Genomic DNA, 22,731 nt, shown 5'->3' on the forward strand with positions numbered 1-22,731 from the left:
GATTGCGGGATGTGGCGCTGATATAGGAACGCGCGAGCGGAAATGAAATGGGGGCTGCGGGCTCCAGCACCTGTTTGCTATTCCCGCCCATGTCCTGTCCCGCCCATGTCCTGGCCTTTGCCTGCCGGATGTGCAGCCGGCGCCTGGCCCATTGCCGCTGCGGCGGCGGTCTGATTTGGTTGCCCCATGCAATTCATACCGACCTCCATACGCGGCCCGCTGTTCATGATCGTTTCGACGGGGTCGTACCTCGTCAACGACACGATGATGAAGCTCGCCACAGCGGGATTGCCGTCCTATGAAGTGCTGTTCCTGCGCGGGGTCGCGGCCACGCTATGGGGCATGCCGCTGCTGTTCCTGCTGGGCTATGGCAGGCAGATCCCTTTGATCTTCGACAAACGCGTGCTGCGCCGCAACCTGCTCGAGCTGGCGGCCATCCTTTGCTACGTCGTGGCGCTGGCCAACATGCAGATCGCCGATTCGACCGCGCTCGGGCAGATCACCCCGCTTTTGATGCTGGTCGGCTCCTCCATCCTGTTCGGCGAACGGATCGGCGGCGTGCGCATGGCGCTGATCGGGCTCGGCTTCATCGGTGCGCTTATGGTGGCCCAGCCGACCATGCAGGGCATCTCGGTCTATGCGTTGCTGGCGCTCGGCAACGCGGCATTGGCGGCGGCGCGCGATCTTGCCGGCAGGCGGGTCGCGGCCGAAGTGCCGGGCATGATCGTCGCCATTTCCGCCGTCGTGGTGGTGCTGATCGGCGCGGGCGCCGCGCATCTCGTTTCCGAGCGCTGGGTGATGCCGGAAGCCCGGCACCTGCTGCTCATGGCCGGCGCCGGATTCTTCCTGATCTTCGGCCATTTCTTCATCTTCATGGCCTATCGCGTCGGTCCGACCGGCGTGGTGGCGCCGTTCTACTACTGCTTTACCGTCTGGGCGGTCATCTCAGGCGTGCTGGTATTCGGGCAGTTCCCGAATGCCCTGGCGGTCTGCGGCATCCTGCTGGTGGTCGCGAGCGGGCTGACCATCGTCTCGCTTGATGAACGCAAACGCAGGCTGACCGTCGTCGCCTGACCTTCAAGTCAACGCGTCGAAGCAGGTTTGGCCGTCCTGCGGTCAGCCAGTCGGCAGACTGGTGCCTAAAGCGTTCGCTTGCCGGAGAACTGGTGATAGGCCCACAGCACGACCACCGCGCCGATGACGGCGACGATCAGGCTCCAGATGTTGAGGCCGGTCACGCCCGTGGCGCCAAAGGCGCTGAAGATCAGCCCGCCGACGATGGCGCCGACAATGCCGAGCACGATATCCATGATCAGGCCCTGGCCGGTCTTGTTGACGATCTTGCTGCCGATAAAGCCGGCGATGACGCCGAGGATGATCCAACTGATAATGCCCATTTTTCCTCTCCATTCCCCCGCCGGCCGATCATGGTCACATGATTGTCAAAAGCTCAAGCCAACTTGAATTTCCGCCCGCATGCTCCATTGTAGCCGGCGGGACGGGCTTGGTCGTTATGGAGGATTGACCTATGGGACTTTTTGACAACGCCGTACCTGGCGGCAACATCACCAAACCGCTGATGATCGCGCTCGGCGCGCTGCTGGTGGGAAAGATGCTGAGCGGCAGAAGCGCCGAACAGACGAGTGCCGAAGAGACGGGCGAGCCCGCCCAGCCTCAAACGCCAGCCCCCACCGGAACCACGGCCTCAGGCGACGGCGGCCTGCTTGGCGGACTGGGCGGACTGCTCGACAAGCTCAAGAATGCCGGCCAAGGCAATGTTGCTGACTCATGGGTCGGCACCGGGCAGAACCAGCCGATCAACGCCAATGATCTGGGCAAGGCGATCGGCCCGCAGGTCATTCGAGAGATCGCGCAAAGGACCGGACTGGACGAGCAGGAGTTGCTCAAGCAATTGTCCACAGCCCTGCCCGGCATTGTCGACAGACTGACGCCGAACGGACAGGTGCCGCAGCAACACCAGGTCGCGTCCGCTTTCAACAGCTAGACTTCTGCGCCTGCATCACGCGCAAACACGCCCGGCACCGCCTTGCGGCTGTCGGGCGTTGCTCCGACCAGCGCGGCGAACCGCCTGGCAGTCGACGCATCGACCGGCGTGTAGACGGAAACCGAGAAATCACTGTCGCGGCCGCCCGGCTGCAGCGTGGCGAAATCGAAGGACATCGCGCCGGCGACAGGGTGCCGGATGGATTTCCGCCAGATCGGTGGCTCGGCGATGTCGCGGCTGTTCCAGCACGTGGCGAACGCTTCGCTTGCCGCTTCCAGTGACGAAACCAGCGCAGCCAGCACCGGATCGCGAGTCATGGCGACAGTGGCAAGCCGGAACTGCGCCGCCGCCGAGCGCGAAACCTCCGGCCAGTCGACAAAGCGCTGCCGCCATTCCAGGTCGAGAAACAGCCGGGCGAGCAGGCTGCCGGACCACTCATCATCCGTCTCGAAATCCCCAAGCAGCACCGCCGCCGGATGGTTACAGGCGACGACCTGCCAGTAGCGATTGACGACATATGCCGGGTGCGGCGCCAGCCCGTCGAGCAGGCTGAGCAACGGCGCGCTGGGCAGGCCTTGCGCGCCGAGCCGGTTTCGCCAATCGAGATCGGGCCGCGCCAATTGGAAGAGATAGGCCTGCTCCGACCGGCTCAGTCTCAGCACCCGCGCCAGCGAGCGAAGCACCTGCGGCGACGCGTTCACCTCCCGTCCCTGCTCGAGCCAGGTGTACCAGGTGGTGCTGATCCCCGCCTCGGCGGCGACCTCTTCGCGCCTGAGGCCCGGCGCCCGGCGGCGGCCATTGGCGCCATCGATCCGCGGCAAGCGGTCCCGCCGCTCGCGCAGGAAGCGGGCAAGCTCGTCGTGCCGTGGGCCGCCATACGTCATTCTGTCACCGTCAATACCAGTATAAGCTATAGTCTTGTATCATTTTAAAGGAAAGCTAGGTTGCGAGCGATCGCAACATCAGCCACGGAACTTCGACAATGAACGCGCTCAATGAAATCCGTCAGATCGACTACACCGTCATCTTCGCCCGCGACATGGCCGCCATGCGGCACTTCTACGGGGACGTGATGGAATTTGAGCCGCAGCGCGAACTCGGCGACAGGTGGATCGAATATCGGGTCGGCCCGAACACGCTGGCCTTAACCAGCCTCGGCATGATGTTCAACGACACGCCGCAGCAGCGGGATGCGCTGTCGCTGCAGCTGGCATTCCGGGTGGCGCCGGAGATGGTCGCTGCCTGCGCCGAGGCGCTTCAGGCCAAGGGCGTGCAGCCGGTCCTGCCGCTCACCGACCAGGAATGGGGCCACAGGACAGTGTTCTTCCGCGATCCGGACGGCAACGTTGTCGAGATATTCGCAGAGATCTGATGAGTGTTTGGAGCGGGTAGCGGGAATCGAACCCGCATATTCAGCTTGGAAGGCTGCTGCTCTACCACTGAGCTATACCCGCATCGTCCTCAAGGTTCGCGGGCTGGCAGTGGTGGAGAGGGTTGGATTCGAACCAACGTAAGCTAAGCTAACGGATTTACAGTCCGTCCCCTTTAACCACTCGGGCACCTCTCCAGCCTGCCGTCGAAGCCTTGCAACGAGGCATTCTCGCCGATCAGGTCGAAACCAGGGTTTTGTCCGAAATCAGCGAAGCGCCTTATGGCGGCAAGGCCAGTGGGTGTCAACCGCACCGCAAGGCAAAATGCGCTGATTTTGACAGCTCACCCGGCAAGCCGGCTTTCTGCCTGTATCCATGGCCCGGCGACGCGGCTATAGAAGCCGGCCATGAGCAATGACAACACGCCCAAGACCGCCAAAGACACCCATTACGCCAAGCTGCGTCGCGCCCACCGCGACGAGAAGGCCGGCGGCGCGCCCGCCTTCCGGCCGCGCCAGCCGGTGCCGCCGGGCGAGAACGCCGTCGACGGGCTGGTGCGGCTTTATGGCCTGCACACGGTGCGCGCCGCGCTCGACAATCCGCGCCGGCGGATCAGAAAGATGTTGGTGACGCGCAATGCCGCCGAGCGGCTGGCGATCGCCGACCTCGCCGCTTTGCCGTTCAAGGCCGAACTGGTCGAGCCGAAGGACATCGACAAGATCACCGGTTCGGACGCCGTCCACCAGGGCGTGCTGATCGAGGCCGAGCCGCTGAAGCCCAAGCGCCTCGATGCGCTCGGCGATACCAAACTGGTGCTGGTGCTCGACCAGGTCACCGACCCGCACAATGTCGGCGCCATCCTGCGCTCGGCGGTCGCCTTCGGCGCCGGTGCGCTGATCACCACGGCCCGCCACAGCCCGCAGGAATCCGGCGTGCTGGCCAAATCCGCCTCCGGCGCGCTGGAACATATCGACCAGATCGAGGTGAAGAACCTGGCCGACGCGCTGGAACAGTTGCACGAAGCCGGCTTCCAGACCATTGGCCTCGATTCCGATGGGCCAGCGGAGCTCGAAACGAGTTTTTCAGGCGAAAAGATAGCGTTGGTGCTCGGCGCCGAAGGCAAGGGCCTGCGCCAGAAAACGCGCGAGACGGTGACGACACTCGCCCGCCTCGACATGCCCGGCGCCATCCGCTCGCTCAACGTGTCGAACGCCGCGGCGGTGAGCCTTTATGCGGCACGGAAATTCCTTGGAAAGTGAATGGTGAAATAGTGAATGGTGAATGGTGAATGGAAGCGTTCTTACCATTCACCATTCACCGCACTTCATGTCCCGCCATCCGCTCCAGCGCACGAACCAGCGCTGAGTGATCCTCTTTTGCCCCGCCATTCGCCGAGCATGAGTTGAACAGCTGCTGCGTCGTCGACGTATTGGGCAGCGAGACACCGAGTGCCTTGGCGCCTTCCAGCGCCAGGTTGAGATCCTTCTGGTGCAGTTCGATGCGGAAGCCCGGCGCGAAGGTGCGCTTTATCATGCGCTCGCCATGCACTTCGAGGATGCGCGATGCCGCCAGCCCGCCCATCAGCGCCTGCCGGACCTTGGCGGGGTCGGCGCCGGCTTTTGAGGCAAAGACCAGCGCCTCGGCGACCGCCTCGATGGTCAGGGCCACGACGATCTGGTTGGCAACCTTGGTGGTCTGGCCGACGCCGTTCGGGCCGACAAGCGTGATGTTCTTGCCCATCTTTTCGAAGACGGGCTTGGCGCGCTCGAACGCCTTGTCCTCGCCGCCGACCATGATGGTCAGCGACGCCGACTTGGCGCCGACCTCGCCGCCCGACACCGGCGCGTCAAGATAGTCGCAGCCGAGATCGTTCATTTTCTTGGCGAAAACCTTGGTCTCGATCGGCGAGATCGAGCTCATGTCGATGACCAGCTTGCCCTTGCTCAGGCCGGAAGCGACACCGTTCTCGCCGAACAGCACCTCGGCTACCTGCGGCGTGTCTGGGACCATTGTGATGACGATATCCGCGGCCTTGGCCACTGCCGCGTGGCCGGTGATGCTTCTCAAGCCCTTGGCGACGAGATCGGCCGGCGGCTTCGAGCGGTGGTCGCTGGCGATGACGGTGTAGCCGGCATCCAGCAAATGCCCCGCCATCGGCGCGCCCATGATGCCGAGACCGATGAAGCCGATGGTTTCCATTGTTGTTCTCCAAATGACTGTGTGAAACGCCCCCTCATCCGGCCGCTACGCGGCCACCTTCTCCCCGTTGGGGAGAAGAGGCTGGCGCTAACCTCGGCGATCTATCTCTTCTCCACTCGGGGAGAAGGTGGCCCGAAGGGCCGGATGAGGGGGCTGCGACGCCTAAGCCGCCGCGCTCCCCTGCCCGTTAAGCTCCCGAAACCACCCCAGCCCAGCCTCCGTCCCCGCCTTCGGCTTGTATTCCGCTCCGACCCAGCCGGAATAGCCGATCCTGTCGATATGCTCGTAGAGGAAGGGATAATTGATCTCGCCCGTCCCCGGCTCGTGACGGCCGGGATTGTCCGCAAGCTGGATATGCGCGATGCGGCCGAGGTTGGCCTCGATGGTGCGGGCGAGATCCCCCTCCATGATCTGCATGTGATAGATGTCGTATTGCAGGAACAGGTTCTTCGAGCCGACGCGGTCGATCAGCGCCAGCGCCTGGTTCGAATAGTTCAGGAAGAAGCCCGGGATGTCACGCGTGTTGATCGGCTCGATCAAAAGCCGGATGCCGGCCTGCTCCAGTTTCTCGGCCGCAAACGCCAGGTTTTCGGCAAAGGTATTTTCCAGCACCGAACGATCCACGCCCTGCGGCGCGATGCCGGCGAGGCAATTGACCTGCTCGCAGCCCAGCGCGTGAGCATAGCTGATCGCCTTGGCGATGCCCTGGCGGAATTCCGGCACGCGGTCGGGCAAAACGGCGATGCCGCGCTCGCCCTTGCCCCAGTCGCCGGCCGGCAGATTGAACAGCACCTGCGTCAGGCCGTTCTTCTTCAACCGCGCCGCGACCACGTCAGGCGCATGGTCGTAGGGGCCGATATACTCGACGCCCTTGAAGCCGGCGCGGGCGGCGGCATCGAAACGGTCGAGAAAGTCGTGCTCGCCAAAGAGCATCGACAGATTGGCTGAAAAACGCGGCATTCTTTTTCTCCTTCTTCTGCTTGGCCCTAGGCGTGTTGAGATTCAGGTCAGGCAGAGTCGAAAACGGTGACTTTCGAGAACCGGAGCGGAACGTACGTTCTGTACGTGAGCACCGGAAGCGCAGGAAGGCGCCGTTTGCAGGCCTGCCTCACCTGAATATCGGCGCGCCTAATCGAGCAACACAATCGCCGTCGGCGCATCCTCATGGCTTTCGGCAAGTTCCTCGAATTCGGTGATCTTGTCGATTTCCGTGCCCATGGAAATGTTGGTGACGCGCTCGAGGATGAATTCGAGCACCACCGGCACCTGGTATTCCTTCATCAGCCGCTGCGCTTCCTTGAACGCGCCGGCGAACTCTTCCGGTTTGCGCACCCGGACCGCCTTGCAGCCCATCGCTTCTGCGACCGCGACATGGTCGACGCCGTAGCCGGCCTCCGGATCGTTGGCGCGGTTGACGTTCTCGAAGGCGAGGCTGACCTCGAAATCCATCGCAAAACCGCGCTGCGCCTGGCGGATCAGGCCGAGATAGGCATTGTTCACGACGACATGGATATACGGCAGTTTGTGCTGTGCGCCGGCCGCCAGTTCCTCGATCATGAACTGGAAGTCGTAGTCGCCCGACAGCGCCACGATGGTGCGATCCGGATCGGCGGCGCGCACGCCAAGCGCTGCCGGCAGCGTCCAGCCGAGCGGGCCGGCCTGGCCGCAATTGATCCAGTTGCGCGGCTTGTAGACATGCAGGAACTGGGCCCCGGCGATCTGCGAGAGGCCGATCGTGGTGACGTAGGTGGTGTCACGGCCGAACGCCTTGTTCATCTCCTCATAGACGCGCTGCGGCTTCAGCGGCACCTGCTCGAAATGCGTCTTGCGCTTCATCGTCTTCTTGCGGGTCTGGCATTCCTTCGCCCAGCCCGACCAGTCGCGCAGCTTTCCTGCCGTCTTCCATTCGGTGGCGACGTCGAGCAGCATCTTTAGTGCCGCACCGGCGTCCGAGACGACGCCGAGATCCGGCGCGAACACCCGGCCGATCTGGGTCGGTTCGATGTCGACATGGATGAATTTCTTGCCCTTGGTGTAGACATCGACCGAACCGGTGTGGCGGTTGGCCCAGCGATTGCCGATGCCAAAGACGAAATCGGCTTCCAACATCGTCGCATTGCCGTAGCGATGCGAGGTCTGCAGCCCGCACATGCCGGCCATCAGCCGGTGGTCGTCGGGGATCGCGCCCCAGCCCATTAGCGTCGGGATGACCGGCACGCCCGTTATCTCGGCGAATTCGACCAACAGATCCGACGCATCGGCGTTGATGATGCCGCCGCCGGCGACGATCAGCGGCTTTTCCGCGGCATTGAGCATCGCCAAGGCCTTTTCGGCCTGGGCGCGCGACATTGCCGGCTTGAACGGGACCAGCGGTTCATAGGCATCGATATCGAATTCGATCTCGGCCAATTGCACGTCGACCGGCAGGTCGATGAGCACCGGGCCCGGTCGCGACGAGCGCATCAGGTGAAATGCCTTCTGCAGCGCCATCGGCACGAGATAGGGCTCCATGACCGTGACCGCCCATTTGGCGACGGGTGCGGCTATGGCGGCGATATCGACCGCCTGGAAATCCTCCTTGTTGAGCCGTGCCCGCGGCGCCTGACCAGTGATGCACAGGATCGGGATGGAGTCCGCCGCCGCCGAATAGAGCCCGGTGACCATGTCGGTGCCGGCCGGGCCCGACGTGCCGATGCACAGCCCGATATTGCCTGATTTGGCTCTCGTGTAGCCTTCGGCCATATGCGAGGCCGCCTCGACATGGCGCGCCAGGATGTGGCGGATCGAGCCCCTCGCCTTCAGCGCCGAATAGAACGGATTGATCGCCGCGCCCGGCACGCCGAAGCCGCAGGAAACGCCTTCCTTTTCGAGAACGAGAACCGCTGCATCGACAGCGCGCATCCTGGCCATGTCCAGCCTCCTCAAGATTGTTGGTTGGTTGACAATGCCAGTGTCGTTTTCATTTTTCAATTTTTTCAGAATAATTTTTCATTTCGAGAAAACCGCTTCTATACACTGATTCCCCTGGCTTTTTCGTTTTCCATAAATCCGGCCATCAAAATCGATGAAAAAATTTTTCATTGCGATTTCGGCGAAACCGGCGACAATGCCGCCATGGAAACCAGCGAAAAACGCCAGCGCGGCCGGCCGCGCGCTTTCAACGGTCCGTCCGAGGCCGGTTCTGTACAGTCGCTGGACCGGGCCTTGCGCATCCTGGCCATCGTCGCCGAAGGCAGTGGCCTGTCGCTGAGCGAGATTTCGGCGCGTAGCGAGCTCGCGGCGTCCACCGCCTACCGCATGCTGACGACGCTGCAGAACCACGGCATGGTCGAGTTCGATACATCGGACCAGCTGTGGTCGATCGGCGTCGAGACCTACCGCATGGGTGCCGCCTTCCTGCGCCGCCGCAAGCTTGTCGACCGGGCCCGCGTGGTCATGCAGGAATTGATGGAGAAGACCGGCGAGACAGCCAATCTCGGCGTCGCCGAGGACGATTGCGTCGTTTTCGTCAGCCAGGTCGAGACGCATCAGGCAATCCGCGCCTTCTTCCGCCCGGGCACGCGCAGCTCGTTCCATGCCTCGGGCATCGGCAAGGCGGTGCTGGCGCAGCTCGAGCCGGAACGCGTCGCCGCCATCCTGCGCAAGTCGGGCCTGCAGCGCTTCACCGACAAGACGCTGTCCGACATTTCGGCGCTGGCCCATGACCTGGCTGTCATCAAGCACCGCGGCTGGTCGGTCGACGACGAGGAGCGGCATCCCGGCATGCGCTGCGTAGCCGCCGCCATTTTCAACGAGTTCGGCGAGCCAATTGGCGGCGTCTCGGTCTCCGGACCGACGGTGCGGGTGACGATGGAGCGGCTGGACGAGATCGGGCCGCTGGTGCACGACGCCGCCGCTGAGGTGACGAGGATGATCGGCGGGTTCCGACCATAATGAGGAGAACGCTTCAGCTTTTGCTCGCCGCTTCACTGTGCGGATGCGTGGCGACGGCGCCCGAGCCCGCCCCTGTCTCCCAGCAAGTCAGCGAGATTCCGATCTCGCTCGCTTTGGAGGAGACAATCACGATCGGCATTCGCCAGCATTTGCAGGATCCTGTATCCGCCAAATTCGGGACGATGCGTGCCGGCGAGCGAACGCTTGACGGCCGCCGCGAAATCCTGGTCTGCGGCCATGTCGCTGCAAAGACGTCGTCCGGTGGTCATACAACAGACCAACCGTTCGCCGCCAAGATCTATCCGGATGAAGGAAGCAGCTTCGAACTCATCGCCATGGGCGATCAATCGCAGAATGCGAGTGTTGCCCGCATCTGCCGTGCAGCGGGATTGCCGATCTCCAAACCATAGCCCGCACCGCACTCAAATGCAGAAAGGAGGGGCTGCGTACAGCCCCCCTTTCCGTATTGTGTGCCTTCCCTCTCTTAGAGGCGGCAATAGTGGCGGTAGCCGTCATAGCCGACATAGGTGTCGGAGTAAGGATCGTAACTGGCGTAGCGGTTGGCGCAGCGGCGGACGTGCCAGGAACCACCCTCGTCGTCGACATAGACGGTGCGGGGCTGCTGGTTGAGCAGGCTGCCGAGCACGAAGCCGCCGACGCCGGCGGCGATGCCGATGCCGATTTCGCGGTTGTGGTGATGGCTGTGGGCGGCCGACGGCTGGACGGTGCCGACCAGCGAGGTGGCGGCGACGGTGCTGGCGATGAGGGCAGAAGCGATTTTGCGCGTGAACATGACGATCTCCTTGTTTCGTTGCGAGAGGCGATCCATCCGCCTCTTGATCATCTGTCGTTTCGGCGCGGAAAAAGGTTCGAAAGAATTTGGGATTTTCTTGAAGGCTGGAAATCAGCCGATGGAAACCATGATCTGATCGATCGAGCGCTCAACGCAAAAAAGGGCGGCCGAAGCCGCCCTTTCCGCGAGGCAGGTCGTCTCGCTCAAAGGAAGATGATCACCTTCCCGTGGTGATGATGATGCTTGTGGTGATGGTGCTTGTGGTGATGGTTCCACCACCACCAGGGCTTGTCGTGGTGCTTGTGATGATGGTGGTGATGATGGCCGTGAGCGGAGGACGACTGGACGGTACCGGCGAGCGCGCCGGTGGCGAGGAAGATGGCGACCAGGCCCGAAGTAAGAGTGCGCTTCAACATGATGATCTCCTTGATCGAGGCGACCATTCGCCTCTGGAGATCAGTTGCGGTGACGTGGTGAAAGGTTCGAAGGCTTTGGGTGGATTGTGAATAGTCAATCGTCCGAAAGGCGTTTGCCCATTCACCATTCATCCCATCCCAGTCACATGCCGCAGCCAAAACGCCATCGCGATAAAACCGACGATGGCGGCGATGCCGGTCCAGTCGACATTGGCGCTCTTCACGTCCCTGATGAGCTTTACCGCAAGCAGCCAGGCAATGACGACAAGCGGCAGGATGATGACAAGTCTGATCATGCGACACCCCGTTCGATGCGTTTGCACCTGAGAGATATGTAGGGATCGCATTGGCGGTTTTCAGCATGGCGGCCCGCCCACCTCGGCGGGGTCCATTAGCGATCGAAACGGAGTTTTGTCTTTACTGGCGCACGAAATATGCTAACCGGAGCGCCGTGCCCTTGTAGCTCAGCTGGTAGAGCAGCGGTTTTGTAAACCGAAGGTCGGCGGTTCGATTCCGTCCGGGGGCACCATCCTTCGCTCTTCGAGCTTCGGATGGCGGGCCATCCTTCGAAGCTCGTAGACGAAGGAGGACTGCCGACGGTTCTATTCGGCGGAGCTGGCAGCACGACATCAGGCCAACTCGCAGCCGTCGGACCTTCTAGGAAAATGTCGCAGCCTGTATGGCCGCCGTATCGCCGAACGTGTTTCTCACCCTGACCGACCTGTAGACGTAGGCGGCCCAGATCCCTGTGACTATGAAGGATGCCAAAGGTGTAACCAGAGCTCCTCCGGCAAGCAAACGGTTTACCGGGACACCAAGCACAGTCGATATCCAAACTGCGTCCAGTATGAACAAGAGAGGGATCGCAAACCACAGACATATGAACAGCTGCGGGAAGCGGTGGCTTCGCCGCAGCATCGAAACAAGCACGACCAGCTGAAGCACCAGAAATGCCAGATTGAGGGCTGCCTCGCCATAGATGGCCAAGGCCCCGTTGGGCACTGTAACAAGCTGTTGGTAGGTTTTGACCAGACTGGCCATATCGACAAGTGTGCGCAACGGCGAAAGGGACAGGCTGATCGCCAGCAGGATCAGCCAGCCGCCGAACCCCACGAGGTCATCTGGGCTCTGTGAGGATTTGCGCGACGACCGGACGGCGAAGAAAACCGGCACGCCAATCAGCAACAGAAGTATCGCCCAATGCCACATTTACCCACCCTCGAATGCATCCCTGGGTTGTTTAGCTCGCCACCTCTGGATTGTGCAAGCGTTTTTACAGAGATCAAGGCATCGTAGAGATTTTCGGGTTAGGTTTGCAGAGGACGCTGTCGTCGCTCGCAATGGCCGCATCTCACCCCAAGTCAAAATGCCGCGGAAAGGCCTGGTGCAGCAGGAGCAGCATGGTCTTGCGCAGCACGTCGGTGTCGCGGCTGGACGGGTTGAGATGGTCCCAATACCAGGCGCCGTGAACCAGATAATTCAGGCTCTCCGACAGCGTGTCTATGTCGACGCCGGTGTAACCGCCGCTGCGCGAAATCTCGATCAGCAGTTCGCGCGCTTCGGCCGTGTAGGCGAGATCGCTGGGCAGGCCTATCTCGTTGTAGAGCTGCATGCTCTTGCGGTCGCTGGAGAACACGACGAAGACCGACACCCAATTCGGATGCTGGCGGGCAAAGCGTTGCGCGCAATCGACCGCGCCCAAGACCCGCTCGACCGGCGACAGGCCGGGCGCCCGCACCAGCGTCAGCCACAGCGCGTCATATTGGTCGCTGAGATATTGCAGGACGGCCCGGAACAGGTTCTCCTTGCTGCGAAAATGAAAGACCACCAGTGCGTTGGACGAGCCGACATGCCCGGCAATGCGCTGCATGGTGACGCTGGCCAGCCCCTCCTCCGCGATGAGCTCGATGGTGGCGTCGATGATGCGCTGGACGCTCGCTTCGCCGCGCTCGCGCCGGCGGTCCTTGGGCGCGGCGTCGTTCGCCGCACCCTTTGCCGCCTTGCTTTTTCCCGCATCCGGAGTGGCTATGCGTTGCGCCATTGTCGTCAGTCCTTTCCCCGGCGGCCGAAACATCCCGCCGCTGCCTTGGCATGCCGGCGCCCTGCGGACTCACAGCGTCGGGCGTGTCCCGGCATTCGTGTACCACTGACCACGAGCCGTCTCATAGGCCATACCCGCCCGGAACACGTCAGCGTCGCTATAGGTGCGGCCGACAATCTGGATGCCTGTCGGCACGCCGTTGGCGGCGCGGCCCGACGGGATCGACAGAACCGGGCAGCGGCTCAGCATGTTGAACGGCGTCGTCATCACCCAGCCCAGCGACGGGTTCACCTCTCGTCCATTGATCTCGACCTTGCCTTTGGTCTGATCGAATTCCGCCGGCACTGCGGGAAGCGCATTGGTCGGGCAGATCAGCACATCGTATTTTTCCAGCAACGGCCCCAGCGTCTGGTACATCCTGGCCGCCACGTCCAAAGTTGCGACAAAGTCCGTGGCCTTCGACTTCTGGCCGTCCTGCGCAAACTGCCTGGCATAGCTGGTCATGTCCTTGCCGTGCTTGGCGAGCAGCGGCGACAGCGAGGCGCCGAAGAGATGTTCGAGATAGGCCATGCCGGCCTTGAGCACCTCGTCGCCCCAGCCGAGGTCCACCTCCTCGACGGTGGCGCCGAGCGAGCGGAACACATCGCAGGCAGCGAGCGTGTTCTTGCGCACGTCCGCATCCACCTCGAAGGACCCGAGATCCATGGAGAATGCGATCTTCCAACCCTTGATCGGCTTGTAGTCGAGCGGCAGGCGCAGTTTCGGGCGCAGCGTGGCGATGTCGAGCGGGCTCGGCCCGGCCATGACGTTCTGCAGCAGGATCGCATCCCCGACGTTTCGGGCCAAGGGCCCGGTGTGGCAGTAGAAATCGAGATTGAACGGCGGCTCATCGGGATTGCGGCCGTAAGGCGGCTTGAAGCCGACCAGGCCGCAGGCCGAGGCAGGGATGCGGATTGAGCCCGCTATGTCCGAGCCGGTTGCGATCGACGACGTGCCGGAGGCCAGCGTTGCCGCCGAACCTCCCGACGACCCGCCCGGCGTGAAATCCGGGTTCCAGGGGTTGCGCGTGACGCCCCAGCGCTTCGACCAGGTATAACCGGCGCAGCTGAATTCGGGCGTCGCCGTGCGGGCGTGGACGATGCCGCCGGCCTTCATGACACGCTCGTTCATCGTCGAGGTATGGCCGCCAAGCGCGTCCCCGGACAGCAGCGAGCCATGCGAGGTCGGCTTGCCCTTGATGTAGCTCTCATCCTTGATGCCGATCGGCAGGCCCTCGAGTGCGCCGGTCCTGGCGCCCCTGGCGTATTTCGCTTCGGCTTTTCTGGCGAGAGCCATCGCCTCGTCGAAATGCGTGAAGGTAAGGCAATTGATCGTCGCCTTGGTCGCCTCGGCGCGGCGGATGGTGGCCTGCATCAGTTCCACAGGCGACAGTTTCTTCGCCTTGAACAGCCGCAACACCTCGCTGGCCGGCATGTAGCAAAGGTCGAGATCGGACATCGAAAATCTCCCGCGGCGGCTTTACGGCATCTGGCATTGGCGATGGCAGGGCCGCGATCCGCGGCCCGATGTTGGTCAGCTTCGGCCGGCGGCGCTGCTATTTCTGCAGATCGGTCCAGATCCTGGTGTAGAGCGCCTGGACGTCGGCGGGACAGGCCGACATGAATTGGCCCTTGTCGGCAAATTCGGCCGGAACATCCACTTCGGGCGCGCCCTTCATATCGGCCGGCAGGAAGGGCTCGGAGCCCTTGATGCCGTTGGCGTAGTGCGCGAAGGCCGAGATCATCGCTGCATTCCTGGGGTCCATGATGAAATTCTGGAAGAGCTTGGCGTTCTCGACGTTCTTGGCATCCTTGAGCACCGCGACATTGTCCATCCAGATTGGAAAGCCCTCCTTGGGATAGCCGTAGACGATCTTGTCGTTCTCCAGCCGCTCGCGCAGCGATATGCCGTTCCAGTTGACGCCGGCGGCAATGTCGCCCCTGCCGAGACCGTCGACGGCCGCATAGTCGAGCGACAGCCATTTCGCTTTCGCCTCGATGAGCTTGTCATGCACCTTTTTCAAAAGCACCTTGTCGTCGGTGCAGTACTTACCGCCCTCATAGGCAATGGCGAGGAACATGATGTCTCCCATTTCGGGCACGACATTGATCTTGCCCACGAGTTCCGGCGGCGGATCGAGGAAAATCGCCGAGGTGTTCGGATCGCCCGCATAGACCGATTTGTTGACCGAGATGCCGGTCGTGCCCCATTGCCACGGCACCGAATATTTGCGGCCGGGGTCGAACGGCACGTCGACCCATCTCGGATCGACGTTTCTAAAGTTCTCCATCGTGTTGGGATCGGTTTCCAAGAGCAGGCCTTCGCTGATCCAGATCGGCATCACGCTGGCCGATGGAACGACGATGTCATAGCCGGAAGCGCCCTGGCGGACCTTGGCCAGAGCCGTATCGTTGGAATCGTAGTCGGTGACGGTAACCTTGACCTTGTAGGTTTCCTCGAACTTCTTGATCAGGTCCGGGCTGGTGTAGTTGCCCCAATTGTAGATTTGGAGTTCGCCCTCGGCGCGGGCAATGCCGGTCATCGCCAGCAGCGACAGGCCGAGCGCCGTGGCGGTCGATTTCAACTGCATGCTTGTGTCTCCCATTGTTGGGACCGGCGGGATTGCGCCTCGAGCCCCTAAGTTCCCTTCGTCCTGGTGATCATTCACCGGCGAATGCCGGCTGACCAACTCGGTATCTCGGGCAACGGTATTAATTACTAAACATACAGTCAATATCTTTTAGCGACACAACTGCATCATCGGCACCGGCAGTGCGCCGGCGAAGCCGACATGATATGGTCAAGGTTGGGCCATTGATGAATTGGGGCAAGCCGTGGCGTGAGCGCCGCAGCCTGCAGGGCTTGGATCACGGTCATGCGCCTTTTTCTGGCGGTCGTGCTGCTGATGACCATGGCGCTCTTCTCCGCTGCGCGCGGCGAAGAGCGGATAGCGCTGGTTGTCGCCAATCCGGCCTATGAGGGCTCACCGGCAATCGCCAACGCCGACCTCAGTGCCGAACTCGTTGCAGCGACACTACGATCGCTTGGCTTCACCGTCCGGCAGGTGTCGGATGGCGACCGCGCCGATGTCGCGCGCGCCATGCATGATTTCGCCCAATCCCTGGCCAATCCGGACTCAATCGGCATCTTCTACTATGTCGGCCACACCGCGCAGGCCAACGGCAGGAACTATTTACTGACGCGCGGCACCCGGATCGATTCAAAGGAAACGGTCGACCAGACGGCATTGCCCCTCGATCTGTTCATGCAGGCGCTCGAGGCAACCCCGACATTGAAGGTGGTTCTGCTCGACAATCCCGGCGATGGCCACAACCCTACTTCCGGCGTGATGCAGGGTCTGGCGGCGGTCGATCCCCTCACCCACGCCATCGTCGCCCTGTCGGCCAAACCCGGAACCGTTGCACTGGACGAAGCCCGCCCCGTCACCGTATTTGCCGATGCGCTCACCGCTGCGCTGGTCAAGCGCGGCGCGGACATAGCCATCATCCTCGCCTCGGTCAGGCAAACCACTATCGACAAAACGTCAGGCGCCCAGTGGCCATGGATGGCATATGGCCGCTCGGCAGACGCTGCCTTTGTGCTGACGCCGGACCAGGTGGCCGGCGCGGCACCGGCGCTGCCGCTTGTGCCGGAACCGGCACCGCCGGCGATGGCGAGCGGCGGCTACATCTCCGGGAGTGGCGGTTGGGAGCCTGATGGCAGCGACTACGCCGATGGCAGCGGTCAGGAGCCCTACCCCATGGACGTTGCACCGGGCTCCGGCAGTCCCGATGCCGCGATGGGCGACAGCGCCAAGGAGGCGGCGCTCTACGAGGAATACAAACGCCAGGAACAGCAGCGCCAATTGCAGGAAGAGCAGGCTCGGCAACGATACGAAGAGGAAAAGCAACGTCTTGAAGACGCGGCTGCGGCCGCTGCCCAGAACAATCTCGGCGGGACCTATCCGCAGGATGGCGGAGCCACCGGCGCCGAACCGCCCCCCGATAAGGCAGGGATCCCCCCTGAGGACGGCATGACATCGGCCCCGCCACCCGCGACCGGCGCCGAAAGTCAGCCGGAGGCGCAGGCGCAACCGAAACCAGCGCCGCCGCCCATCGACCAGACGCAAAGCCCTCCTTCCGGCGGCGCCCTTCCACAACCCGAGACGGGCGCTGTCGAGGTGGTGCGCCATCCAACCATCGATGCGCCGGATGAGATTGTCGCCGGCGGGACGGTGACCGTTTCGATCGCTCTGACCGAGGAGCAATTGACGCCCGAAGTGAAGGTAAAGGCAGCGCCGGGCTCGTCGGTGACAGAAGATGGCGCCCTGGCCATGGCGATGCCGGCGGGAGCCGAGCAATGGCCGATCGATATCGATCTGTTCGCCTCCGGCTTCGATCTCGCTGACGGCGGCAAATGGAGCCGACGGACGACGCTCTACCGCCAGGGCGACAGCGACTTCGTCCGCTTCGACGTCAAGGCGCGGCCGATCGCCAAGGACAGCAAGCCGGCCCAGTTCATCGCGCGCATCTACAGCGCCGGGAGGTTCCTGGGATCGGCATCGCGGTCCGTTGTCATCCGTCGCACGGCGCCTGTCGAGGCAGCCGCTCGGAGCGCCGCAGCCGAACGCTCCGCAGCACCTGCCATGCTGATGCTGGCCGCAGCGCCGCCGCAACCGGCGGTGACAGGCGATGTCACGCTTGGCGGCGCGGGCGGCGATGACGTTCCCGATCTCGACGTGACCATCCTCTATGACGATCCGAGCGGGCTGGGTTCGGGGCAGATCATCATCCATTCGCCGCATCTGGCCGGTCCGGTGACCGATACCTTCTCGACGCCACCTGAGATGGCGGCGTGGCTGGACTCCGAATACCGCCGCCTGCTGCAGCTCGGCCTGAGCTTGCGCGGCGCGGTTTCGCTGCAGCAGCCTGCCGCAAGCAGCGATCCGGGCGCGCAAAAGCGCTTTGTCACGCTGGCCGCCGAAGGTTTTGGCGATGCGCTCTACCGCGACTATGTGCCGAAAGCGTTCAAGGACGTGTTCTGGTCGCTGCGCGGCAAAGGCGAGCTGCATTCGATCCAGATCACCTCGAACAGCCCGACACTGCCCTGGGAATTGATCCGTCCGCGCAGCGTCGACGGCGCTATAGCCGACGGTTTTCTCGGCATGGGCTACCGGCTGGCGCGCTGGGCTCCGCGCAGCAGTGCCTCACAGGTCGACAACCCGCTCGACCGCATGACCTTCACCGGCGTCGCGGCCGTCGCGCCCTCCTATGTCGACAAGCAGTCGCTGCGCTTTCAGCAGGACGAGATCGCGGCACTGAGCAAGCTTGCCGGCTACCGCCGCTTCGATGGCGATTTCATCTCTTTCGAGAAACTGGTCGGTGAAGTCTCGACCGGTTTCATTCATTTCTCCGGTCACGGCGAGGTCAACCAGCCGAGCAGCGGCCGGCCGGTCTTTGCCATCGATCTCGTCGATCAGTCGCTCGACCCGGATACATGGGCTGCGTTGGTCGCGACCGCGCATGGCAAGGGCAATCCGTTCTACTTTTTCAACGCCTGCGACACCGGCCGTTCGCAGATGCTCGGCGGCTTCGTGCAGGGCTGGGGTCCGGCAGTGCTGGCGGGCGGCGCTTCCGGCTTCATCGGCGGCATGTGGCCACTGACCGACCGCGCGGCAGCGGCCTTCTCGACCGATTTCTATGGCGGCATCAGCACGCGGATCACGGACGGGCCGGTCTATCTGGCCGAGATCCTGCAGGATGTCCGCAGAGAATTCTACCAGACCGGCGATCCGACCTATCTCGCCTACACATTCTACGGCAACGCCAACCTGAGGATTGTCGCGCAGTAGGCGACGGATCTTCGTTGGCAGATTGGCTTCAGCCTACAACGCGTTTTGGGGGCATGGCACGCCGGCGCCGCCGCAGCGTGAGGCCATCGGCCTGGAGCTCATGTCTTCGGACTGCCGCACAAGCTCCGCAAACAGAAGGGCGAAACTTCCCATCACAAGGAAGACGATAATCAGGCGTGTCACCGGCAATAGACAGGTCTCGACTGGCTAGCCCCCCAGCCACCCATCCTCTGTCGGCTAACATGATCGATCAGGCTTTACGAGTGTTTAAGCTCGCTCTTAACCATCACATTCGCCGTTCCGGCGACATGAAGCGCGAGCCGCCGATTTCGTTTCGCCGCGGCCGCAACTGCGCCGGACGATGCCTCCCTTTGCAGATGCGCTTGCCCATGCTACCCCACGCAACCGCCGCCGACCGCCATCGGCCGACCGCCATCGGAATGTCATGAGCAAAGCCAATCTCGCCTTCGTCTCCTCCGACACTGCCGATGCCAAGGCGGCGATGGAGAGCCTGTCGGCCCGCTATGGCCAGGCATCCTTCGACGACGCCCAGGTGGTGGTGGCGCTGGGTGGCGACGGCTTCCTGCTGCAGACCTTGCGCGACACGATGAGCACGGGAAAGAAGGTCTACGGCATGAACCGTGGCACCATCGGCTTCCTGATGAACGAGTACCGCGTCGGCGGCCTCACCGAGCGCATTGCTGCCGCGGTCGCCGAAACGATCCGCCCGCTGGAAATGCTGGCGGTGACGCATGAGGGTGAGACGGTTTCGGCACTCGCCATCAACGAGGTGGCGCTGTGGCGTCAGTCCTACCAGACGGCAAAGATCCGCATCACCGTCGATGAGCAGGTACGAATCGAGGAACTGAACTGCGACGGCGTGATGATCGCGACGCCGGCCGGCTCGACCGCCTACAATCTGTCGGCGCACGGTCCGATCCTGCCGCTGGATGCGCCGCTGCTGGCGCTGACCCCGGTAAGCCCGTTCCGGCCGCGCCGTTGGCGGGGTGCCCTGTTGTCAAACAAGGCGACCGTACGCTTCGATATTCTGGAGTCGGAAAAGCGCCCGGTGAACACCGCCGCCGACCATACCGAGGTCAAGGCGGTGGCTTCCGTGACGGTCCGGGAATCGCCGACTGCGACAGCGACGCTGCTGTTTGATCCCAACCATTCGTGGAACGAACGCATTCTCGCCGAGCAATTTCGCTATTGAGCCGGCGCAAAGAGTGACTACCTAATTAAGCATCGCGATTAAGCTTACGTTTTCACAATCGTGCCAATCCCGCCCGTTTCTGTTGACAAATCGCGGGCTTGCGCCTAATCGCAATACCAATCTTGCAGGCACGCTGTGCTTGCCGCGACGGATGCCGTTGCGCTTCCCCGAACCAGCCAAAGACAGCAACTCTTGTCCTCAGACACCACGACCGCTCCAGAAGCGTTGACCTTTTCAGACCTCGGCCTGTCGCCGAAGGTCCTTTCCGCAGTCACCGATGCCGGCTACACCGTGCCGACGCCGATCCAGGCTGGGGCCATCCCGCATGCCTTGCTCGGCAAGGATATTCTGGGCATAGCACAGACCGGCACCGGCAAGACGGCCTCCTTCGTGCTGCCGATGCTGACCCGCCTCGAAAAAGGCCGGGCCCGTGCACGCATGCCGCGCACGCTGATCCTCGAGCCGACGCGCGAGCTCGCCGCGCAGGTCGAAGAGAATTTCATCAGATACGGCAAGAACCACAAGCTCAACATCGCGCTGCTGATCGGCGGCGTCTCTTTCGACGAGCAGGACAAGAAGCTCGAGCGCGGCGCCGACGTGCTGATCGCCACACCCGGCCGTCTGCTCGATCACCGCGAGCGCGGCAAGCTGTTGCTCAACGGCGTCGAGATCCTCGTCATCGACGAGGCCGACCGCATGCTGGACATGGGCTTCATCCCCGACATCGAGCGCATCTGCGAGATGATCCCGTTCACCAGGCAGACGCTGTTCTTCTCAGCGACCATGCCGCCGGAGATCACCAAGCTCACCGAGAAATTCCTGCATGCGCCGGTGCGCGTCGAGGTGTCCAAGGCGGCATCCGCTGCCACCAACATCATCCAGCGCCTGGTCAAGTCCGGCTCCAAGCCGTGGGACAAGCGCGAGACGCTACGCAATCTGATAAAGGCCGAAGACGCCGAGCTGAAGAACGCTATCATTTTCTGCAACCGCAAGGTCGAGGTCGCGGAGCTGTTCCGCTCGCTGTTGAAGTATGACTTCGACGCCGGCGCCCTGCATGGCGACATGGACCAGCGCGCCCGCATGCAGATGCTGGCCAATTTCCGCGATGGCAAATTGCGCTATCTCGTGGCGTCCGACGTCGCCGCGCGCGGCCTCGACATTCCCGACGTCAGCCACGTCTTCAATTACGACGTGCCGATCCACGCCGAAGACTATGTCCACCGTATCGGCCGCACCGGCCGTGCCGGCCGCTCGGGCAAGTCCTTCACCATCGCCACCAAGTCCGACACCAAATACATCGACGCCATCGAGCGGCTGATCGGCAACAAGATCGAGTGGCATGACGGCGACCTGTCGACCGTGGTCGCCAGCGAAGGCGGCGAGGACGAAGCGCCCCGCCGTGGCCGTGGCGCTCCGCGCCGCGCCGGCCGCAAGGACGAGGACCGCAAGCCCCATGATCGCAAGGAGGGTGGCGAGCGCAAGCCGCGCGAACGCCATGCCAAGCGCAGCGACGACGCGCCAGCGGCAGATGCCGCGCGCGAGGAACAGCCGGTGGTAGCCGAGGCCGCGGTCGCCGACATCGGCGAACGGCATCAGCGCAAGGAAGCGATCCGCTCCGAAAACAGCGACCGCAAGGTCTCCGATCGCAACAACGAGAACCGCGCCCCGGAACGCGGCGACACAAGGCCGCAGCGCGCCAGCAACAGCCGCCCTGCCCGCGGCAACAACCGCGGTGAAGACAATGACGGCACCGTCGGCTTCGGCGACGACATGCCGGCCTTCATGAAGATCGTCGCCAAGGTCTGATTCCATGAGCCGCGGCGTCCCGAGGACGCGCGGCTTTCCTGGACGCGACGGGGATGTGAGATCTGGAGCCCGCTCAGGATCAATCAGCGCCATGCGCGGTAATCGCAAAACAGGCTCGATCTGCCCGATCTCTTCCGGCCTGGAGCGCTTCAAATACCCGTCGATGCTACAGGCTTTTGAGTTCCAGGCGGGATGCCAATAAATCCAGAAATGCCCGAACCTTGGCCGAAGATGACCGGCCTTCCTGCCACAAGGCATGGATCGGCACCGGTGCCGGCTCGAATTCCGTCAAAACCAGTTCGACGAGACCGTCGTCGACCAAATGTCTTATCTGCCACAGAGGCGAGAAGCCCAAACCCAGTCCGTGGATTGCGGCGGCATAGACCGAGGTCATCAGATTGGAGCGAAAAGCGCCTGCGACCTTCACGGTCCGGGGTTTCCCGTCGATCTGAAACGTCCATTCACCTGGACGCTCGTTAGCGGTTCTGATGATGCAACTGTGCTCACTCAGCTGGAAGGGATGGGCCGGCCGGTCGCACCGCGCGAAATAGGAAGGCGCGCCGAACACAACGCGCCGCAACGCTCCCAGGCGTTTGGCTTTCAAGTTGGAATCCGGCAAATCGCCGATGCGTATTGCCAGGTCGAGACCTTCGGCGCCAAGATCGGCAAATCCATCGGAAAGTTGAAGATCGACCTCGACCCGGGGAAATGTCCGCATGTATTCCGCGATGACAGGCATCAGGACGTTCGGGCCAAACAGAACCGGCGCCCCGATGCGCAGGACGCCTGCCGGCTCCGATCGTTGATTGATCGCCTGAAGTCTTGCGTCGTTTATTTCGTCGACCGCGGGTTTGATCCGGTTGAAAAAGGCTGCTCCGACTTCACTCGGTGTCGAGCGACGCGTTGTCCTGTGGATCAGCTCGACGCCGACTGATTGCTCCAGTGCCGCCAGGGACCGGCTGACCGACTGCAGCGAGCGGTTCAGCCGATGTGCGGCAGTCGTCAGACTTCCATGCTCGACGATCGCGATGAAAGCCTCGAAATCGTCCATCCGGCTCATGCATT

At 62.8% G+C, this 22,731-nt stretch carries 22 protein-coding genes and 3 tRNA genes; 10 read left to right on the forward strand and 15 right to left on the reverse strand.

What is annotated here, in order from left to right:
- Positions 1-186: 186 nt before the first annotated feature.
- The gene (locus NKJ76_RS19880) at positions 187-1,074 is read left to right on the forward strand and encodes a DMT family transporter (protein ID WP_023681464.1); all 888 of its coding nucleotides are present in this window, start codon (positions 187-189) and stop codon (positions 1,072-1,074) included.
- A 65-nt stretch (positions 1,075-1,139) separates the two neighbouring features.
- Here the strand turns inward: NKJ76_RS19880 and NKJ76_RS19885 are convergent, their stop codons facing one another.
- The gene (locus NKJ76_RS19885) at positions 1,140-1,397 is read right to left on the reverse strand and encodes a GlsB/YeaQ/YmgE family stress response membrane protein (protein WP_023667446.1); all 258 of its coding nucleotides are present in this window, start codon (positions 1,395-1,397) and stop codon (positions 1,140-1,142) included.
- A 131-nt stretch (positions 1,398-1,528) separates the two neighbouring features.
- On the opposite strand from NKJ76_RS19885, the gene NKJ76_RS19890 reads away from it, so the two are divergent.
- Positions 1,529-2,005 carry a YidB family protein gene (locus NKJ76_RS19890; protein WP_023667447.1) on the forward strand — a complete coding sequence of 159 codons (477 nt, stop codon included), beginning with the start codon at positions 1,529-1,531 and terminating at the stop codon, positions 2,003-2,005.
- Here NKJ76_RS19890 and NKJ76_RS19895 read toward each other — a convergent pair.
- On the reverse strand, positions 2,002-2,889 hold the full coding sequence (locus tag NKJ76_RS19895) for a helix-turn-helix transcriptional regulator (RefSeq protein ID WP_352538182.1): 888 nt from the start codon (positions 2,887-2,889) through the stop codon (positions 2,002-2,004). The genes NKJ76_RS19890 and NKJ76_RS19895 overlap by 4 nt on opposite strands.
- Positions 2,890-2,987: 98 nt before the next feature.
- Here NKJ76_RS19895 and NKJ76_RS19900 point away from each other — a divergent pair, with 98 nt between their 5' ends.
- Entirely contained in the window at positions 2,988-3,377 is a 390-nt protein-coding gene (locus NKJ76_RS19900; protein WP_023695300.1) for a VOC family protein, read from the forward strand.
- Positions 3,378-3,385: 8 nt separating this feature from the next.
- Here NKJ76_RS19900 and NKJ76_RS19905 read toward each other — a convergent pair.
- Both NKJ76_RS19905 and NKJ76_RS19910 read right to left on the reverse strand, forming a co-directional pair.
- Positions 3,386-3,459, reverse strand: a tRNA-Gly gene (locus NKJ76_RS19905).
- Between the two features lie 28 nt (positions 3,460-3,487).
- A tRNA-Tyr gene (locus NKJ76_RS19910) sits at positions 3,488-3,572 on the reverse strand.
- Positions 3,573-3,782: 210 nt separating this feature from the next.
- Between NKJ76_RS19910 and rlmB the strand changes: the two genes are divergently transcribed.
- Positions 3,783-4,634, forward strand: a complete 852-nt coding sequence (gene rlmB / locus NKJ76_RS19915) for a 23S rRNA (guanosine(2251)-2'-O)-methyltransferase RlmB (protein ID WP_352538183.1) — start codon at positions 3,783-3,785, stop codon at positions 4,632-4,634.
- Positions 4,635-4,689: 55 nt separating this feature from the next.
- Here the strand turns inward: rlmB and NKJ76_RS19920 are convergent, their stop codons facing one another.
- The 3 genes from NKJ76_RS19920 to gcl form a co-directional block, all read right to left on the reverse strand.
- A complete protein-coding gene (locus tag NKJ76_RS19920) occupies positions 4,690-5,574 on the reverse strand; it encodes a 2-hydroxy-3-oxopropionate reductase (protein ID WP_352538184.1) in 885 nt (294 codons plus the stop codon).
- Between the two features lie 162 nt (positions 5,575-5,736).
- Positions 5,737-6,534, reverse strand: coding sequence for a hydroxypyruvate isomerase (hyi, locus tag NKJ76_RS19925; RefSeq protein ID WP_352538185.1), 798 nt, complete (start codon positions 6,532-6,534; stop codon positions 5,737-5,739).
- Positions 6,535-6,702: 168 nt separating this feature from the next.
- Positions 6,703-8,484: a glyoxylate carboligase gene (gcl, locus tag NKJ76_RS19930; RefSeq protein WP_352538186.1), complete on the reverse strand. Its 1,782-nt coding sequence runs from the start codon at positions 8,482-8,484 to the stop codon at positions 6,703-6,705.
- A 204-nt stretch (positions 8,485-8,688) separates the two neighbouring features.
- Between gcl and bhcR the strand changes: the two genes are divergently transcribed.
- Both bhcR and NKJ76_RS19940 read left to right on the forward strand, forming a co-directional pair.
- The gene (bhcR, locus tag NKJ76_RS19935; protein WP_352538187.1) at positions 8,689-9,507 is read left to right on the forward strand and encodes an HTH-type transcriptional regulator BhcR; all 819 of its coding nucleotides are present in this window, start codon (positions 8,689-8,691) and stop codon (positions 9,505-9,507) included.
- Positions 9,507-9,917, forward strand: coding sequence for a hypothetical protein (locus NKJ76_RS19940; RefSeq protein ID WP_352538188.1), 411 nt, complete (start codon positions 9,507-9,509; stop codon positions 9,915-9,917). The genes bhcR and NKJ76_RS19940 overlap by 1 nt, the downstream gene beginning before the upstream one ends.
- A gap of 74 nt (positions 9,918-9,991) precedes the next feature.
- On the opposite strand, the gene NKJ76_RS19945 is transcribed toward NKJ76_RS19940, so the two are convergent.
- The 3 genes from NKJ76_RS19945 to NKJ76_RS19955 all read right to left on the reverse strand — a co-directional run bounded on the left by NKJ76_RS19945 (position 9,992) and on the right by NKJ76_RS19955 (position 11,012).
- Complete coding sequence (locus tag NKJ76_RS19945; protein ID WP_023667455.1) at positions 9,992-10,300, reverse strand: BA14K family protein; 309 nt, start codon at positions 10,298-10,300, stop codon at positions 9,992-9,994.
- Positions 10,301-10,503: 203 nt separating this feature from the next.
- Positions 10,504-10,716 carry a hypothetical protein gene (locus tag NKJ76_RS19950; RefSeq protein WP_023695306.1) on the reverse strand — a complete coding sequence of 71 codons (213 nt, stop codon included), beginning with the start codon at positions 10,714-10,716 and terminating at the stop codon, positions 10,504-10,506.
- A 128-nt stretch (positions 10,717-10,844) separates the two neighbouring features.
- Positions 10,845-11,012, reverse strand: a complete 168-nt coding sequence (locus tag NKJ76_RS19955; protein ID WP_023695307.1) for a hypothetical protein — start codon at positions 11,010-11,012, stop codon at positions 10,845-10,847.
- A 157-nt stretch (positions 11,013-11,169) separates the two neighbouring features.
- On the opposite strand from NKJ76_RS19955, the gene NKJ76_RS19960 reads away from it, so the two are divergent.
- Positions 11,170-11,245 (forward strand) — tRNA-Thr (locus NKJ76_RS19960).
- 128 nt (positions 11,246-11,373) lie between these two features.
- Here the strand turns inward: NKJ76_RS19960 and NKJ76_RS19965 are convergent.
- The 4 genes from NKJ76_RS19965 to NKJ76_RS19980 all read right to left on the reverse strand — a co-directional run bounded on the left by NKJ76_RS19965 (position 11,374) and on the right by NKJ76_RS19980 (position 15,386).
- On the reverse strand, positions 11,374-11,901 hold the full coding sequence (locus NKJ76_RS19965; protein ID WP_352538189.1) for a DUF2569 family protein: 528 nt from the start codon (positions 11,899-11,901) through the stop codon (positions 11,374-11,376).
- A gap of 166 nt (positions 11,902-12,067) precedes the next feature.
- Positions 12,068-12,757 carry a TetR/AcrR family transcriptional regulator gene (locus NKJ76_RS19970; RefSeq protein ID WP_023681477.1) on the reverse strand — a complete coding sequence of 230 codons (690 nt, stop codon included), beginning with the start codon at positions 12,755-12,757 and terminating at the stop codon, positions 12,068-12,070.
- A gap of 69 nt (positions 12,758-12,826) precedes the next feature.
- Positions 12,827-14,254, reverse strand: a complete 1,428-nt coding sequence (locus NKJ76_RS19975; protein WP_023738916.1) for an amidase — start codon at positions 14,252-14,254, stop codon at positions 12,827-12,829.
- 97 nt (positions 14,255-14,351) lie between these two features.
- Positions 14,352-15,386 carry an extracellular solute-binding protein gene (locus NKJ76_RS19980; protein ID WP_023688398.1) on the reverse strand — a complete coding sequence of 345 codons (1,035 nt, stop codon included), beginning with the start codon at positions 15,384-15,386 and terminating at the stop codon, positions 14,352-14,354.
- Between the two features lie 285 nt (positions 15,387-15,671).
- Between NKJ76_RS19980 and NKJ76_RS19985 the strand changes: the two genes are divergently transcribed.
- The 3 genes from NKJ76_RS19985 (at position 15,672) to NKJ76_RS19995 (ending at position 21,666) form a co-directional block, all read left to right on the forward strand.
- Positions 15,672-18,647 (forward strand): caspase family protein, encoded by a 2,976-nt coding sequence (locus tag NKJ76_RS19985; RefSeq protein ID WP_352538190.1) that lies wholly within the window; start codon positions 15,672-15,674, stop codon positions 18,645-18,647.
- A gap of 445 nt (positions 18,648-19,092) precedes the next feature.
- A complete protein-coding gene (locus tag NKJ76_RS19990; protein WP_023667464.1) occupies positions 19,093-19,860 on the forward strand; it encodes an NAD kinase in 768 nt (255 codons plus the stop codon).
- A 192-nt stretch (positions 19,861-20,052) separates the two neighbouring features.
- Positions 20,053-21,666, forward strand: a complete 1,614-nt coding sequence (locus NKJ76_RS19995; RefSeq protein ID WP_352538191.1) for a DEAD/DEAH box helicase — start codon at positions 20,053-20,055, stop codon at positions 21,664-21,666.
- A gap of 166 nt (positions 21,667-21,832) precedes the next feature.
- On the opposite strand, the gene NKJ76_RS20000 is transcribed toward NKJ76_RS19995, so the two are convergent.
- Complete coding sequence (locus NKJ76_RS20000) at positions 21,833-22,726, reverse strand: LysR family transcriptional regulator (protein ID WP_023691233.1); 894 nt, start codon at positions 22,724-22,726, stop codon at positions 21,833-21,835.
- Between the last annotated feature and the right edge of the window lie 5 nt (positions 22,727-22,731).

Source organism: Mesorhizobium sp. M0029, from assembly GCF_040323735.1.
Lineage (GTDB): Bacteria > Pseudomonadota > Alphaproteobacteria > Rhizobiales > Rhizobiaceae > Mesorhizobium.

Bases quoted from the DNA above. Each gene is read 5' to 3' on its own strand.
- NKJ76_RS19900 (WP_023695300.1), top strand. From the start codon at position 2,988: ATGAACGCGCTCAATGAAATCCGTCAGATCGACTACACCGTCATCTTC.
- NKJ76_RS19885 (WP_023667446.1), bottom strand. From the start codon at position 1,397: ATGGGCATTATCAGTTGGATCATCCTCGGCGTCATCGCCGGCTTTATC.
- NKJ76_RS19985 (WP_352538190.1), top strand. From the start codon at position 15,672: ATGCGCCTTTTTCTGGCGGTCGTGCTGCTGATGACCATGGCGCTCTTC.
- NKJ76_RS19945 (WP_023667455.1), bottom strand. From the start codon at position 10,300: ATGTTCACGCGCAAAATCGCTTCTGCCCTCATCGCCAGCACCGTCGCC.
- NKJ76_RS20000 (WP_023691233.1), bottom strand. From the start codon at position 22,726: ATGAGCCGGATGGACGATTTCGAGGCTTTCATCGCGATCGTCGAGCAT.
- NKJ76_RS19890 (WP_023667447.1), top strand. From the start codon at position 1,529: ATGGGACTTTTTGACAACGCCGTACCTGGCGGCAACATCACCAAACCG.
- NKJ76_RS19970 (WP_023681477.1), bottom strand. From the start codon at position 12,757: ATGGCGCAACGCATAGCCACTCCGGATGCGGGAAAAAGCAAGGCGGCA.
- NKJ76_RS19940 (WP_352538188.1), top strand. From the start codon at position 9,507: ATGAGGAGAACGCTTCAGCTTTTGCTCGCCGCTTCACTGTGCGGATGC.
- NKJ76_RS19895 (WP_352538182.1), bottom strand. From the start codon at position 2,889: ATGACGTATGGCGGCCCACGGCACGACGAGCTTGCCCGCTTCCTGCGC.
- NKJ76_RS19955 (WP_023695307.1), bottom strand. From the start codon at position 11,012: ATGATCAGACTTGTCATCATCCTGCCGCTTGTCGTCATTGCCTGGCTG.
- NKJ76_RS19990 (WP_023667464.1), top strand. From the start codon at position 19,093: ATGAGCAAAGCCAATCTCGCCTTCGTCTCCTCCGACACTGCCGATGCC.
- NKJ76_RS19950 (WP_023695306.1), bottom strand. From the start codon at position 10,716: ATGTTGAAGCGCACTCTTACTTCGGGCCTGGTCGCCATCTTCCTCGCC.
- NKJ76_RS19920 (WP_352538184.1), bottom strand. From the start codon at position 5,574: ATGGAAACCATCGGCTTCATCGGTCTCGGCATCATGGGCGCGCCGATG.
- gcl (WP_352538186.1), bottom strand. From the start codon at position 8,484: ATGGCCAGGATGCGCGCTGTCGATGCAGCGGTTCTCGTTCTCGAAAAG.
- NKJ76_RS19980 (WP_023688398.1), bottom strand. From the start codon at position 15,386: ATGCAGTTGAAATCGACCGCCACGGCGCTCGGCCTGTCGCTGCTGGCG.
- NKJ76_RS19975 (WP_023738916.1), bottom strand. From the start codon at position 14,254: ATGTCCGATCTCGACCTTTGCTACATGCCGGCCAGCGAGGTGTTGCGG.
- NKJ76_RS19880 (WP_023681464.1), top strand. From the start codon at position 187: ATGCAATTCATACCGACCTCCATACGCGGCCCGCTGTTCATGATCGTT.
- rlmB (WP_352538183.1), top strand. From the start codon at position 3,783: ATGAGCAATGACAACACGCCCAAGACCGCCAAAGACACCCATTACGCC.
- hyi (WP_352538185.1), bottom strand. From the start codon at position 6,534: ATGCCGCGTTTTTCAGCCAATCTGTCGATGCTCTTTGGCGAGCACGAC.
- bhcR (WP_352538187.1), top strand. From the start codon at position 8,689: ATGGAAACCAGCGAAAAACGCCAGCGCGGCCGGCCGCGCGCTTTCAAC.